Origin of the sequence: Butyricimonas paravirosa (assembly GCF_032878955.1) — a bacterium.
Lineage (GTDB): Bacteria > Bacteroidota > Bacteroidia > Bacteroidales > Marinifilaceae > Butyricimonas > Butyricimonas paravirosa.
The window spans coordinates 2,499,381-2,511,869 of record NZ_CP043839.1 but is presented as its reverse complement, the minus strand read 5'-3'; the positions used below and the strand labels follow the sequence as shown (position 1 = coordinate 2,511,869).

The 12,489-nt window shown below is 42.0% G+C and carries 20 protein-coding genes; 19 read left to right on the top strand and 1 reads right to left on the bottom strand.

Going from position 1 to position 12,489, the window contains the following annotated elements:
* Window positions 1-76 precede the first annotated feature (76 nt).
* The 19 genes from rplX to F1644_RS10415 all read left to right on the top strand — a co-directional run bounded on the left by rplX (window position 77) and on the right by F1644_RS10415 (window position 9,838).
* The gene (gene rplX / locus F1644_RS10505) at window positions 77-400 is read left to right on the top strand and encodes a 50S ribosomal protein L24 (protein ID WP_027201664.1); all 324 of its coding nucleotides are present in this window, start codon (window positions 77-79) and stop codon (window positions 398-400) included.
* Window positions 401-519: 119 nt separating this feature from the next.
* Entirely contained in the window at window positions 520-1,068 is a 549-nt protein-coding gene (gene rplE / locus F1644_RS10500) for a 50S ribosomal protein L5 (RefSeq protein WP_087421400.1), read from the top strand.
* A gap of 12 nt (window positions 1,069-1,080) precedes the next feature.
* The gene (rpsN, locus tag F1644_RS10495; RefSeq protein ID WP_027201662.1) at window positions 1,081-1,350 is read left to right on the top strand and encodes a 30S ribosomal protein S14; all 270 of its coding nucleotides are present in this window, start codon (window positions 1,081-1,083) and stop codon (window positions 1,348-1,350) included.
* Window positions 1,351-1,368: 18 nt separating this feature from the next.
* Entirely contained in the window at window positions 1,369-1,764 is a 396-nt protein-coding gene (rpsH, locus tag F1644_RS10490) for a 30S ribosomal protein S8 (protein ID WP_018337672.1), read from the top strand.
* 15 nt (window positions 1,765-1,779) lie between these two features.
* The gene (rplF, locus tag F1644_RS10485; protein WP_087421401.1) at window positions 1,780-2,334 is read left to right on the top strand and encodes a 50S ribosomal protein L6; all 555 of its coding nucleotides are present in this window, start codon (window positions 1,780-1,782) and stop codon (window positions 2,332-2,334) included.
* A 22-nt stretch (window positions 2,335-2,356) separates the two neighbouring features.
* Window positions 2,357-2,713, top strand: coding sequence for a 50S ribosomal protein L18 (gene rplR / locus F1644_RS10480; RefSeq protein WP_027201660.1), 357 nt, complete (start codon window positions 2,357-2,359; stop codon window positions 2,711-2,713).
* Window positions 2,714-2,725: 12 nt separating this feature from the next.
* Window positions 2,726-3,232, top strand: a complete 507-nt coding sequence (gene rpsE, locus F1644_RS10475; protein WP_027201659.1) for a 30S ribosomal protein S5 — start codon at window positions 2,726-2,728, stop codon at window positions 3,230-3,232.
* Between the two features lie 13 nt (window positions 3,233-3,245).
* On the top strand, window positions 3,246-3,428 hold the full coding sequence (gene rpmD / locus F1644_RS10470) for a 50S ribosomal protein L30 (RefSeq protein WP_087421402.1): 183 nt from the start codon (window positions 3,246-3,248) through the stop codon (window positions 3,426-3,428).
* A 28-nt stretch (window positions 3,429-3,456) separates the two neighbouring features.
* A complete protein-coding gene (gene rplO, locus F1644_RS10465) occupies window positions 3,457-3,903 on the top strand; it encodes a 50S ribosomal protein L15 (RefSeq protein ID WP_087421403.1) in 447 nt (148 codons plus the stop codon).
* A gap of 101 nt (window positions 3,904-4,004) precedes the next feature.
* Window positions 4,005-5,348 carry a preprotein translocase subunit SecY gene (gene secY / locus F1644_RS10460; RefSeq protein ID WP_118260069.1) on the top strand — a complete coding sequence of 448 codons (1,344 nt, stop codon included), beginning with the start codon at window positions 4,005-4,007 and terminating at the stop codon, window positions 5,346-5,348.
* 23 nt (window positions 5,349-5,371) lie between these two features.
* Window positions 5,372-6,148, top strand: coding sequence for a type I methionyl aminopeptidase (map, locus tag F1644_RS10455; RefSeq protein ID WP_118303780.1), 777 nt, complete (start codon window positions 5,372-5,374; stop codon window positions 6,146-6,148).
* A gap of 3 nt (window positions 6,149-6,151) precedes the next feature.
* Complete coding sequence (infA, locus tag F1644_RS10450) at window positions 6,152-6,373, top strand: translation initiation factor IF-1 (RefSeq protein WP_009137817.1); 222 nt, start codon at window positions 6,152-6,154, stop codon at window positions 6,371-6,373.
* 11 nt (window positions 6,374-6,384) lie between these two features.
* Window positions 6,385-6,501, top strand: coding sequence for a type B 50S ribosomal protein L36 (gene ykgO, locus F1644_RS10445; RefSeq protein WP_072025884.1), 117 nt, complete (start codon window positions 6,385-6,387; stop codon window positions 6,499-6,501).
* 33 nt (window positions 6,502-6,534) lie between these two features.
* A complete protein-coding gene (rpsM, locus tag F1644_RS10440) occupies window positions 6,535-6,912 on the top strand; it encodes a 30S ribosomal protein S13 (RefSeq protein ID WP_027201654.1) in 378 nt (125 codons plus the stop codon).
* 18 nt (window positions 6,913-6,930) lie between these two features.
* Window positions 6,931-7,320: a 30S ribosomal protein S11 gene (gene rpsK, locus F1644_RS10435; RefSeq protein WP_027201653.1), complete on the top strand. Its 390-nt coding sequence runs from the start codon at window positions 6,931-6,933 to the stop codon at window positions 7,318-7,320.
* A gap of 106 nt (window positions 7,321-7,426) precedes the next feature.
* Entirely contained in the window at window positions 7,427-8,035 is a 609-nt protein-coding gene (gene rpsD / locus F1644_RS10430) for a 30S ribosomal protein S4 (protein WP_087421405.1), read from the top strand.
* A gap of 16 nt (window positions 8,036-8,051) precedes the next feature.
* The gene (locus F1644_RS10425) at window positions 8,052-9,044 is read left to right on the top strand and encodes a DNA-directed RNA polymerase subunit alpha (RefSeq protein WP_118303782.1); all 993 of its coding nucleotides are present in this window, start codon (window positions 8,052-8,054) and stop codon (window positions 9,042-9,044) included.
* A 5-nt stretch (window positions 9,045-9,049) separates the two neighbouring features.
* A complete protein-coding gene (rplQ, locus tag F1644_RS10420) occupies window positions 9,050-9,556 on the top strand; it encodes a 50S ribosomal protein L17 (protein ID WP_087421406.1) in 507 nt (168 codons plus the stop codon).
* Window positions 9,557-9,625: 69 nt separating this feature from the next.
* A complete protein-coding gene (locus tag F1644_RS10415) occupies window positions 9,626-9,838 on the top strand; it encodes a winged helix-turn-helix transcriptional regulator (protein ID WP_262889274.1) in 213 nt (70 codons plus the stop codon).
* Here the strand turns inward: F1644_RS10415 and F1644_RS10410 are convergent.
* A complete protein-coding gene (locus tag F1644_RS10410; RefSeq protein WP_118304006.1) occupies window positions 9,835-12,300 on the bottom strand; it encodes a TonB-dependent receptor domain-containing protein in 2,466 nt (821 codons plus the stop codon). The two genes, F1644_RS10415 and F1644_RS10410, sit on opposite strands and share 4 nt — an antisense overlap.
* Window positions 12,301-12,489: the final 189 nt, after the last annotated feature.

The window sequence follows — 12,489 nt, the reverse complement described above, 5'->3', positions numbered from 1 at the left end:
ATTTTGGATTTTAGATTGCATAATCGAATTTCTTGAATCATAAGTCGTAAATCATAAATCATAAATAATTTATACGATGAGCAAGAAGTTTCATATAAAGAAAGGTGACTTAGTTCAGGTAAATGCAGGAGAAGACAGAGGAAAGCAGGGAAAAGTACTTGAAATGATTCCGGACAAGCAAAGAGCTATTGTTGAGGGTATCAACCTGGTAAGCAAACATACCAAACCCAACGCAACTCACCCGCAAGGAGGAATTATCAAGAAGGAAGCTCCTATTCACATTTCCAACTTGAACGTGGTTGATCCGGTTACGGGAAAACCGACAAAGGTAGGACGTAGACGGAATGCCGAAGGAAAATTAGTAAGATACGCTAAGAAATCCGGACAGGAATTGAAATAGTAAAATAAATAATTGCAGGTTGTCCCAGAGCAACTTGCAATTATTAATTTAAATTTGTAGCTTTGCAGCCGCAAATTTAATGTAATATGCCGTGAGGCATGATAACCAAATAATTATAAATGAAATACGTACCAAATTACAAAACAAAGTATAACGAAGAAATTGTACCGACTTTGATGAAGGAGTTCGGATACAAGTCAGTTATGCAGGCACCCAGATTGGAGAAGATAGTAATCAATCAGGGCGTGGGATCATCCATCCAGGATAAGAAAATCCTTGAGTTTTCAATGAACGAGATTGCAACCATTACCGGTCAAAAGCCTGTTGCTTGTAAATCTACCAAGGACGTTTCTAACTTTAAATTACGTAAAGGAATGCCGATTGGCGTTAGAGTAACCTTGCGTAAAGAACGTATGTATGAATTTTTAGAAAGACTTATTGTTTCCGCGCTTCCGCGTATCCGCGACTTCAAAGGAATCAACAATAAGCTTGATGGAAGAGGAAATTACACATTAGGAATAGAAGAGCAGATCATTTTCCCGGAAATCGTGTTGGACAGTGTTCACAAGATCATGGGTATGAATGTAACGTTTGTAACTTCGGCTAATACCGACGAAGAGGCTTTTGCTCTTCTAAGAGAATTTGGATTACCATTTAAAAAGAACTAAAAAAAAAGCGAAATGGCAAAAGAATCAATGAAGGCCCGTGAGGTAAAGCGTGCAAAATTGGTAGAAAAGTACGCCGCGAAACGAGCTAAATTAAAAGAGGAAGGAGACTATATTGGATTAAGCCTTCTGCCTAAGAATTCAAGTCGCGTTCGTTTGCACAACAGATGCAAATTGACGGGAAGACCGAGAGGGTACATGAGACAATTTGGTATAAGCAGAATTCAATTCCGCGAAATGGCATCTGCCGGACTTATACCTGGAGTTAAAAAGGCTAGTTGGTAATATTTAAAATTTGAAGAGATGACAGATCCAATAGCAGATTTCCTGACTCGTATTAGGAACGCAGTAAAAGCAGGTCATAAAGTTGTGGATATCCCCGGGTCAAAAATGAAACGGGAAATGACCAAAATCTTAAAAGAAAAAGGATATATCCTGAATTATAAATTCGAGCAAGATGGTGTTAGAAGCAACATTAAAATTGCTTTGAAATATCATCCTGAAACGAAGGCTCCCGCCATTAGGACATTGACACGTGTTTCAAAACCGGGTCTGAGACGTTACACGAACGTAGAGGATATGCCTCGCGTGTTAAACGGATTAGGTATCGCGATTTTGTCAACGTCATTAGGCGTAATGTCTGATAAAGAAGCTCGCCAAAAGAATGTTGGTGGAGAAGTATTGTGTTATGTTTATTAATAAAAAGGGCGGAAAATGTCACGAATAGGAAAATTACCAATAGATATACCACAAGGGGTTACAGTTACTGTAAATCCTGATAACACGGTCGTAGTTAAAGGTCCTAAGGGAGAACTTTCTCAGGACGTACACGCAGATATGATCGTGAAAGTGGAAGGAGCTCACGTTGTTGTAGAGCGTCCGTCAGAAGATAAAGCTCATAAAGCCATGCACGGTTTATATCGTTCCTTGATTCACAACATGGTTGTAGGTGTTTCTGAAGGTTACACGATCAAACAAGAGTTGGTCGGAGTAGGTTACAGAGCAAACGCTGAAGGTCAGGTTCTTGAATTGGGATTAGGTTATTCACACGGAATCTTCATGGTGTTACCGAACGAAGTGAAAGTAAGTGTGCTTAATGAAAAACGTGCTAACCCGATTATCACGCTGGAAAGTTGCGATAAACAATTGATCGGTCAGGTAGCGGCTAAGATTCGTTCATTCCGTAAACCGGAGCCGTATAAAGGTAAAGGTATTAAATTTGTGGGTGAAGTTCTTCGTCGTAAGGCTGGTAAATCAGCTAAAGTTTAATCACCTGTAAAAAAGTAATGTTATGGCTTTAACTAAGGTAGAAAGAAGAATAAGAATAAAGAGAAGAATACGTAAAGTAATCTTCGGAACAGCTGAGAGACCCCGTTTGTCCGTATACCGTTCAAACACGCAAATTTCTGCTCAGTTGATTGATGATAACGCCGGAAAAACTCTGGTATCAGCATCTTCTTTATGCAAGGAGATCGCTGAAAAGAAAGGTAACAAGACAGAACAGGCCCAATTGTTGGGGGCTATGCTTGCTGAAAAGGCAAAAGCAGCCGGGATTACCGCTGTTGTGTTTGACAGAAACGGGTATTTATATCACGGAAGAGTGAAAGCATTAGCAGATGCTGCTCGTAACGGTGGTCTTAATTTTTAAAAGTAGGCAAGAATGGAACAGAAGATTAATAGTGCAGACTTGGAATTGAAAGACAGATTGGTGGCTATCAACCGTGTAACGAAAGTTACCAAGGGAGGTAGAACATTCAGTTTCTCTGCTATTGTGGTTGTAGGCGACGAAAACGGTACCGTGGGTTACGGGTTAGGTAAAGCTAACGAGGTAACTACTGCTATTGCAAAAGGCGTTGAGGCTGCGAAGAAAAATTTGATTAAAGTACCTGTATTGAAAGGAACTCTTCCTCACGAGCAAGAGGCTAAATATAGTGGTGCAACTGTATTCATGCGTCCCGCTTCTTCCGGTACCGGGCTGGTTGCCGGAGGTGCTATGCGTGCCGTGTTGGAAAGTGCAGGAGTGAAAGACGTGTTGGCAAAATCTAAAGGATCATCCAACCCTCACAACTTGGTAAAAGCAACTTTCGCTGCTTTGAAGTTATTGAGAGATCCTCGTATGATTGCACAACAGAGAGGAATTAGTCTTGACAAAGTGTTTAACGGATAAACTGGAAGTAACGATGGCAAAGATTAAAATTACATTGGTAAGAAGTAGAATTGGTAGTGATAAACGTCAAATTGCTACTTTGAACGCACTGGGCCTCGGAAAAGTGAACAGCAGTGTTGAACACGAAACTTCACCGCAAATCATGGGAATGGTTGCTAAAGTGCAACATCTCGTGCGCGTGGAGGAAGTAAAGTAATTGTTAAACCTATTTTAAAGAGTATACAATGGATTTAAGTAGCTTAAAACCGGCTGCCGGATCAACTCACAGAGAAAAGAGAATTGGTCGTGGTCAAGGTTCCGGAAAAGGAGGTACTTCTACAAGAGGGCACAAGGGAGCCAAATCAAGATCAGGTTATAAATCTAAGATTGGTTTTGAAGGTGGGCAGATGCCTTTGCAGAGACGTGTACCGAAATTTGGCTTTAAAAATATAAACAGAGTAGAATATAAAGCTATCAATGTAGGGATGCTTCAGGCTCTGGCTGAAAGAGATAATCTTACCGTGATCGACCGGGATGTATTGATTCAAGCCGGGTTAATGTCTAAGAACGATCTTCTTAAGGTATTAGGTGACGGAGCGTTAACTGCTAAGCTTGAGGTGAAAGCTGATGCTTTCTCCGCTAAAGCGGTAGCCGCTATCGAGGCTGTTGGCGGAACAGTAGTTAAATTGTAAGATTAAAAATTTGGGAGTTTAAAGTTGTTTTTAAAATAGAATTACTATTTTTGAAGCAACTTTAACAAAATCCCAAATCAATGCCTTAAAAGAAAGAACTTATGAAGTTATTTGATACATTAAAGAACATTTGGAAAATAGAAGAGCTCAAGACTAGGATTCTTACTACGCTTGGGCTTATTCTCGTTTACAGGTTAGGAACAGAGATCGTACTGCCGGGTATCGACCCTCATGGTTTGCAGGCTCTGAAAGATCAGACATCCAGCGGAGTATTAGGCTTGTTGGATATGTTCTCAGGAGGTGCATTCTCGAACGCGTCGGTATTTGCGTTAGGTATTATGCCCTACATCTCCGCATCCATCGTTGTGCAGTTATTGGGAATTGCGGTTCCTTATTTCCAGCGCTTACAGAAGGAAGGCGAGAGCGGTAGACGTAAGATTAACCAGATTACGCGGTACCTCACATTAGTTATCCTGGTATTACAAGGTTCGGCGTATCTTACAAACTTGAAAGCTCAGGTACCGGCAGAGGCTTTTGTATCTACTGGTTTTTGGCAATTCCAGCTCCCTTCCATCGTGATCATGGCTGCAGGTTCAATGTTTGTCCTGTGGTTGGGAGAGAGAATTACTGATAAGGGAATCGGTAACGGTGTGTCCATCATCATTATGATCGGTATCATCGCTCGTTTACCGTTCGCTTTCTTTGCAGAGTTAACTTCCAGAGTTTCTCAACAAGGAGGAGGTTTGGTAGCATTCTTGATCGAGTTGATCATATTATTCCTGGTATTCTGTGGGTCAATCCTGCTTGTACAGGGAACACGTAAAGTGCCTGTACAGTATGCCAAGAGAATCGTGGGTAACAAACAATACGGTGGCGTTCGTCAATACATTCCGTTGAAGATCAACGCAGCCGGAGTTATGCCTATCATCTTCGCTCAGGCTATCATGTTATTGCCTATTTCTTTGATAAACTATGCAAATTCGGAATCATTATCCGGTTTTGCTGCAGCGTTTTCAAACTTCACGGGATTCTGGTATAACTTCACGTTCTTTATCATGATTGTCGCGTTTACTTATTTCTACACGGCTATCACGGTGAATCCGATGCAAATGTCTGAGGATATGAAGAAGAATGGTGGATTTATTCCGGGTGTAAAACCGGGAAGAAAAACGATGGAGTTCCTCGATACCATTATGTCTAGAATCACACTTCCTGGATCTATATTCCTGGGAATTGTAGCAATTCTTCCGGCTTTCGCCCAGATCTCGGGTGTTAACCACCAGTTTGCTCAGTTCTATGGAGGTACGTCTTTGTTGATTTTGGTTGGTGTAGTGTTGGATACATTACAACAAATCGAATCACACTTGTTGATGCGTCACTATGACGGGTTGATGAAATCGGGACGTATTAAAGGTAAAAATCCTGGAGGACCTGCTGCATATTAAGAAATAAATTGTACTTTTGCGGCATGATTTTTTTAAAGACACAGGAGGAGATTGAGTTATTGCGGGAAAGCAACCAATTAGTAGGAAAGACTCTGGGTGAGGTGTCCAAACACATTCGCCCGGGTATTTCGACTTTAGAGTTGGATAAGATCGCTGAGGATTTTATTCGTTCGAATGGTGGCATTCCCGGATTTCTCGGGTATGGAGGGTTCCCAAACACGCTTTGTATTTCAGTGAATGACGAAGTGGTTCATGGGATTCCGTCCTCTCGTCGTTTAGAGGAAGGTGATGTCGTATCCGTTGATTGCGGGGTTGTGAAGAATGGTTTTTATGGGGATAGCGCCTATACTTTTGCTGTCGGGGAGATTAGTGATGAAGTGAAAAAGCTTTTACAAGTGACAAAAGATAGCTTGTACAAAGGGATAGAACAGGCTGTTGCGGGAATGAGGATAGGAGATATTGGTTATGCCGTGCAGTCGTATGCCGAAGCGAATGGATTCTCTGTTGTCAGGGAACTGGTCGGTCATGGCGTGGGAAAGAACTTGCATGAAGAGCCTCAGGTGCCGAATTACGGACGAAGAGGACAGGGATGCAAATTGAAGATCGGAATGGTGATCGCTATTGAGCCCATGATTAATATGGGAGCCCGTAACGTTTTCCAGATGGCAGACGGATGGACAATAAAGACAAGAGATCATCTGCCCGCCGCACATTTCGAGCATACGTTGGCTATCAGAAAAGGTGAAGCTGATATTTTGTCAACATTTGAATATATAGAGACAGGAAATTGTAAAAATTGAATTATGGCGAAACAGCCTTCGATAGAGCAAGATGGAGTAATAACGGAAGCATTGTCAAATGCTATGTTTCGTGTTGAACTGGAAAACGGGCATATTATAACAGCCCACATTTCGGGAAAGATGCGAATGCACTATATAAAGATACTTCCGGGAGATAGAGTGAGAGTGGATATGTCCCCTTACGATCTCACGAAAGGTAGGATAACATTTAGATATAAAAATTAAATTGTTGAGCAATGAAGGTAAGAGCATCTGTTAAGAAGCGTAGTGCTGATTGCAAGATTGTAAGAAGAAAAGGCGTTTTGTACGTCATTTGCAAAAAGAACCCGAAGTTCAAACAACGTCAGGGTTGATTATTAATTTAGTAAAAAGAGTAAAAGAGATTTATGGCAAGAATCGTTGGTGTAGATTTGCCCTCAAACAAGAGAGGGGAGATAGCTCTGACCTATATCTTTGGTATAGGTAGAAGTAGTGCCAGGACCATATTAGAAAAGGCCGGCATCGATTTTGACACTAAGGTAAAGGATTGGAATGACGATCAACTAGCTGCTGTACGTAATGTCATCAATGGTGGGTACAAAGTAGAAGGAGAGTTGAGAACTTCAGTCCAAATGAACATCAAACGACTGATGGATATCGGTTGTTACAGAGGAATCAGACATCGTATCGGTCTTCCGGTAAGAGGACAAAGTACGAAGAACAATGCCCGTACGAGAAAGGGTAAAAAGAAAACTGTTGCTAACAAGAAGAAAGCAACTAAATAATTGATTAGAGATTGAATTATGGCAAAGAAGTCTACATCAAACAAGAAACGGCTAGTTAAAGTTGAAGCCGTGGGACAAGCACACGTTCATTCATCTTTTAATAACATCATTATCTCGTTGACTAATTCAAGTGGACAAGTCATCTCTTGGTCATCAGCAGGTAAGATGGGATTTAGAGGATCAAAGAAAAACACCCCTTATGCAGCCCAGACAGCAGCTACCGATTGTGGTAAAGTTGCTTTCGATTTGGGAATGAGAAAAGTTAAGGTATATGTCAAAGGACCGGGTAACGGTAGAGAATCAGCAATTCGTGCTATCCACGCTTGCGGAATCGAAGTTGCCGAGATCATTGATGTTACGCCACTTCCGCACAATGGATGTCGTCCTCCCAAACGGAGAAGAGTCTAATGTAATTTTAAATTGTAAATTGTAAATTGTAAAATTTGAGGTTCGAACGATTTGAAGAATCGCGACAATTTAAAATTTAAAATCTAAAATTTAAAATCATAATAAAATGGCTAGATATACAGGACCTAAGTCTAAGATAGCAAGAAAATTTGGTGAGCCCATTTTTGGACCGGATAAAGCGTTAGAACATCGTAATTACCCTCCCGGACAACACGGTATTGCTCATCGTAGAAAGAAAATCTCTGAGTACGGTACTCAGTTGAAAGAAAAACAAAAAGCAAAATATACTTACGGTTTGTTGGAAAGACAATTCCGTATCTTATTCGAGAGAGCTGAAAGTAGTAAGGGAGTAACCGGTGAGGTATTACTTCAATTGTTGGAATGTCGTTTGGATAACGTGGTTTATCGTTTAGGAATCGCTCCTACCCGTGCGGCTGCCCGTCAGTTTGTTTCTCACAGACACATCACTATTAACGGTCACGTATGTAACATTCCTTCATGTCACGTTCGTCCGGGAGATGTTGTTGCTGTAAGAGAGAAATCTAAGGCACTGGAAGTGATTAACGAATCATTGAGAGGAAATAGAAGTAGCAGATACTCTTGGTTAGAGTGGGATGCTGCAGCTATGAGTGGTAAACTACTTAATGTTCCGGAAAGAGCAGATATTCCAGAGAACATTAAAGAGCAGTTAATCGTAGAGTTGTATTCTAAGTAGTAAAATAAAAATATATATGGCAATATTAGCTTTCCAGAAACCGGACAAAGTAATCATGCTTGAATCAACGGATAGATTCGGTAAATTCGAATTCCGCCCGTTGGAGCCAGGTTACGGCATCACTATTGGTAATCCACTACGCAGAATCTTGTTGTCTTCTTTGGAAGGCTTTGCGATTACCGGTATTAAAATTCAAGGTGTAGATCATGAGTTTGCGACAATCCCTGGTGTCATTGAAGATGTAACCGAGATTATCTTGAACTTGAAACAGGTTCGGTTAAAAAGAAAAGTGGAGGACGTGGAGAATGAAAAGTTGACCGTTACCGTTTCTGGACAGGAGACGTTTACTGCCGGTGATATGAATCAATTCCTGAAAGGGTTTGAGGTTTTGAACCCGGAATTGGTAATCTGCAACATGGATACTTCCACGAGCCTAGACATGGAGTTGACCATTCAAAAAGGACGCGGTTATGTTCCTGCTTCAGAGAATATGCCTGTAGATGCCGAGATTGGTGTAATTCCTATCGATGCTATTTACACGCCGATTAAAAACGTGAAATACGAGATTGAGAACTACCGTGTAGAAGGAAAAACTGACTATGAACGTTTGGTTTTCGACATCGAGACTGATGGTTCTATCAATCCCACGGATGCGTTGAAAGAGGCTGCTAAAATCTTGATCCATCACTTCATGTTGTTCTCTGACGAGAAAATTACTCTTGAAACAGAGGATAAATATGGAAACGAAGAGTTTGATGAAGAGGTATTGCATATGCGTCAGCTGTTGAAGACGAAACTTGTGGACATGGATCTTTCCGTGCGTGCATTGAATTGTTTGAAGTCAGCTGAGGTTGAAACTTTGGGTGAGCTTGTTCAATTTAATAAGAACGACTTGTTGAAGTTTAGAAATTTCGGTAAGAAGTCTTTGACTGAGTTGGAAGCCCTTCTGGAGAACAATAACCTTGAATTCGGTATGGATGTTGCCAAGTATAAATTAGACAAAGAATAAGTAAAATGAGACATAATAAGAAAATTAACCATTTAGGTAGAACTAGTTCTCACAGACATGCTCTACTTTCTAATATGGCTTGTTCTTTGATTCTTCACAAGAGAATCCAAACGACACTAGCTAAAGCTAAGGCCCTAAAGGTCTATGTTGAGCCGCTTTTGACGAAAGCCAAAAACGACACGACTCACTCTAGAAGAACCGTCTTCTCTTACCTTCGTCGCAAAGAAGTTGTTGCTGAAATGTTCGGTGACGTTGCACAAAAAATTGCTAATCGTCCGGGAGGATATACCCGTATTTTGAAATTGGGTAACCGTTTGGGGGATAACGCTGAAATGTGTATGATTGAGTTGGTGGATTATAACACGACTTATACTGAAGTGAAGAAAGAAGAGGCTAAGAAAACTACTCGTCGTAGAAGACCTTCTGCTAAGAAAGAGGCTGCTCCTGCCGCTACCGAGGAAACTCAGGTGGCTGAGGCTCCTGCTACGGAAGAAGCTCCGAAAGCTGAATAAAGTATTATTCCAGATAAAAAATAACCCCGGGCAATACGTCCGGGGTTATTTTTTAGGGGAACGATTGTTTTGGCCGTAGGGAGAAAAATAAAAAAAGGTAGGGAGAAAATTATTTCCTTGTTATTGGAAGATCCGATGTTGAGTGCCACGGCTGTTGCGACACGGATCGGGATTTCGTCGAAAGCGGTAGAAAAACATTTTGCCCGGCTCAAAGCTGACGGAATACTCCGCAGAATCGGGCCGGACAAAGGTGGACGTTGGGAAGTGATAATTAAAAATTAAAACTCTTCTTCCATCATGTTCATCTCTTCCGAAGGGCGCTGTTGCTTTTGCTTGGAAGCTTTCATGTTTCCGAAGTTGTAGCTTAACGTGAAACGGAAAACCCCGCCTTTTCTCCAACTATCACTATCTTGTTTAAACCCGTTACCGGAAGTGATGCTGTGCCAACTACGGGAATTCAAAATGTCCTGCACGCTTATACTAAGGTTTATTTTCCGGTCAAAGAAAAACTTCCGGGCTCCCAGATCTAAGCGGTAACTTGCCTCCCGGTGGCCTTGAGCAATAATCTGTTTGGAGTTGTAGCTTCCGGTAGCCTGTAACGAGATGGCGTACGGTAGCATGGCATTGGCAATGATTTTACCTGTCCAGGAGAAGTTATCGTCCCGTTCTCCTGTAACCGGGGTGTCTGCTCCTGCCGGGAGGTAAGAAAAGCCTTCCAGTTCGTTATAATAGAAATTCAGGGTTGTTGTAAAGTCCAAGAATTTCAGTAGTTTGTTTTTTGCCACGATTTCGGCTCCGGCAGAAGAAGATTGTGTAATGTTCGCCGACGTACTTTTCATGACATCTCCTTCCCGGTAACGAATACGTTGGATCACGTCGTCCGTGTTCCGGTAGTAGGTGGAGACGGATAGCGTGTGTTTTTCCCAAGTCTTGATGTAATTCAACTCGAAGGAATTGGAATATTCCGGAGAAAGGTAAGGATTTCCGAACGAGATATTGAGTGAATCGGTCATGTTCATAAACGGGTTCAATTGCCAGCCTCTGGGACGTGAAATTCGTCGGGTGTAGTTGACCTGTATTTCATGATTTTTCGGAAGACTGTACGAGAGGAACAGGCTGGGGAATAAACTGAAATAGTCGTCTTTATAAGGAATGGCCGTGGCCTCGGTTTCTCCGTACCCCAGTGATTTGGTCTCCGTGTCCGTGTATTCTCCCCGTAAGCCTAGTTGCAACCCGAAGTTATTCACTTTCGTGGAGAACGTGGCGTATAAGGCTTGGATATTTCGGTCGTAAGAGTATTTGTTATATAATAACTCGTCAAAATCGGCTGTCGTTTCCGTTTCACCGGAATAGGTTTCCACGGGACTTTTTTGGCTGCTGAGCGTACCTTTATAACCTGCCTCCAACTTACTTTCTTCCGTGAATTGGTTCACGTAGTCTGCTTGAAATTCCCAGCTTTGTGAACGGTTGTCACTTTCCTGTTTTTGCCAGGAAGAGGTTTCTTTATTTTCTGGGTAGAGGGAATGTTGTTTGTATGTACTGGTCCCGTCAGAAACCCATAAATCCCACGAAGCACGAGCCACGAGATTACTGCTTTCGCTGAATTCATGCTTGTAGTCGAGGTTGATGTTGCCCCCTTTGGAGGAGTTGTCAGAATCGCTGATACGTTCGCTACTGGTGAACGAGCTAGGGACATCGCTTTCGTAACGAATGGTGTTGTTGGAATTCCGGTTCCCGAAATGTCCGAATCCTTCAATTCCGATATGGTCGGTCTGGGTGAGGTGTAGTGTTAGACCTGCCCGAGTGAAGAGTGAACCGCCATCCCGATCGTTCCAGCCTTTCTGGTTCAAGTAGGAGACCGGATTACCTTGGTCATCCAGATTAATACGATCTGTATTATCCTTACCTTCCGATTTCCTTTGGCGGTACCCGACGTTAAGGTAGGATTCAATCTTACCACTACTGTAATTGATACTACCGCTGGCATTATACCCGCCTAAAATATCGGCCCCGACTTGGAAACTACCGTAATATCCGGCTTTCCGGTTTTTCTTCAAAATAATGTTGATGATTCCGGAAGTCCCTTCCGGGCTGAATTTGGCCGAGGGGTTCGTGATCAATTCTATGCGCTCAATACTTTCAGCAGGAATTTGTTCTAGTATTTGGGCTTGGTTATCTGCGGACAGGCCTGATGCCTTGCCATTGATCCAGATCGTAACACTTGAGTTTCCCCGTAAAGAGATTTCACCCTCGTTGTCTACCTCCACCGAGGGAATATTTTCAAGTAGCTCGCTGGCTGATCCTCCGGCTTGAGAAATATTGGATTCCACGTCGAAGACTTTTTTGTCGATTTCGAATCTCATTTGTGCTCGTTGGCCGACAACCTTTATCTCGTCAATCACTTGACTGTCTTCTTCTAAAAGGATGTTTTTCACGTTTACGTTTCTCGCGGTCGGTGAGATCGTGAATTCTTTTTCCACGGATTTGTAACCGATAAACGAGGCGGTGAGCGTGTAAGTCCCGTTCTTCACTCGGTTGATACGGAAAACTCCGGTTGAATCACTGACTGTTCCGGTTAACGGGGTTTGAGTTCCCGTGGCCCGGATACTCACGTTGACAAACTCTAAGGGTTTCTTCGTTTTAGCATCTATAATTCGTCCCCTGACACTTCCCGTTTGGGCAAAGGTAGATAGGGCAAACAACGTGAAGAAGATAGCTAAAACAGCTTCTTTTACTTTACTCATATACACTTTATACACAATTGAACATTCCGTCGAAGAATGGAGTGTTTTTAATTACAAACCAAATCTTCGCACTATTAAGACAAATCTTTCCGAGGAAAGTTTATTGCGGGGCCAAAGTTTATGACAAGGAACTTTATAAACTTTATAAACCAAATCATGTGACTTTTTCAATTGTTTTACGTATCTTAG

Coding starts and splice junctions, on each gene's coding strand:
- ykgO (WP_072025884.1), top strand. CDS start 6,385: ATGAAGGTAAGAGCATCTGTTAAGAAGCGTAGTGCTGATTGCAAGATT.
- rplR (WP_027201660.1), top strand. CDS start 2,357: ATGGCTTTAACTAAGGTAGAAAGAAGAATAAGAATAAAGAGAAGAATA.
- infA (WP_009137817.1), top strand. CDS start 6,152: ATGGCGAAACAGCCTTCGATAGAGCAAGATGGAGTAATAACGGAAGCA.
- rplQ (WP_087421406.1), top strand. CDS start 9,050: ATGAGACATAATAAGAAAATTAACCATTTAGGTAGAACTAGTTCTCAC.
- map (WP_118303780.1), top strand. CDS start 5,372: ATGATTTTTTTAAAGACACAGGAGGAGATTGAGTTATTGCGGGAAAGC.
- rplO (WP_087421403.1), top strand. CDS start 3,457: ATGGATTTAAGTAGCTTAAAACCGGCTGCCGGATCAACTCACAGAGAA.
- rpsE (WP_027201659.1), top strand. CDS start 2,726: ATGGAACAGAAGATTAATAGTGCAGACTTGGAATTGAAAGACAGATTG.
- rpsM (WP_027201654.1), top strand. CDS start 6,535: ATGGCAAGAATCGTTGGTGTAGATTTGCCCTCAAACAAGAGAGGGGAG.
- rpsN (WP_027201662.1), top strand. CDS start 1,081: ATGGCAAAAGAATCAATGAAGGCCCGTGAGGTAAAGCGTGCAAAATTG.
- rpsD (WP_087421405.1), top strand. CDS start 7,427: ATGGCTAGATATACAGGACCTAAGTCTAAGATAGCAAGAAAATTTGGT.
- rplE (WP_087421400.1), top strand. CDS start 520: ATGAAATACGTACCAAATTACAAAACAAAGTATAACGAAGAAATTGTA.
- F1644_RS10410 (WP_118304006.1), bottom strand. CDS start 12,300: ATGAGTAAAGTAAAAGAAGCTGTTTTAGCTATCTTCTTCACGTTGTTT.
- rplX (WP_027201664.1), top strand. CDS start 77: ATGAGCAAGAAGTTTCATATAAAGAAAGGTGACTTAGTTCAGGTAAAT.
- rpsK (WP_027201653.1), top strand. CDS start 6,931: ATGGCAAAGAAGTCTACATCAAACAAGAAACGGCTAGTTAAAGTTGAA.
- F1644_RS10425 (WP_118303782.1), top strand. CDS start 8,052: ATGGCAATATTAGCTTTCCAGAAACCGGACAAAGTAATCATGCTTGAA.
- rplF (WP_087421401.1), top strand. CDS start 1,780: ATGTCACGAATAGGAAAATTACCAATAGATATACCACAAGGGGTTACA.
- secY (WP_118260069.1), top strand. CDS start 4,005: ATGAAGTTATTTGATACATTAAAGAACATTTGGAAAATAGAAGAGCTC.
- rpmD (WP_087421402.1), top strand. CDS start 3,246: ATGGCAAAGATTAAAATTACATTGGTAAGAAGTAGAATTGGTAGTGAT.
- rpsH (WP_018337672.1), top strand. CDS start 1,369: ATGACAGATCCAATAGCAGATTTCCTGACTCGTATTAGGAACGCAGTA.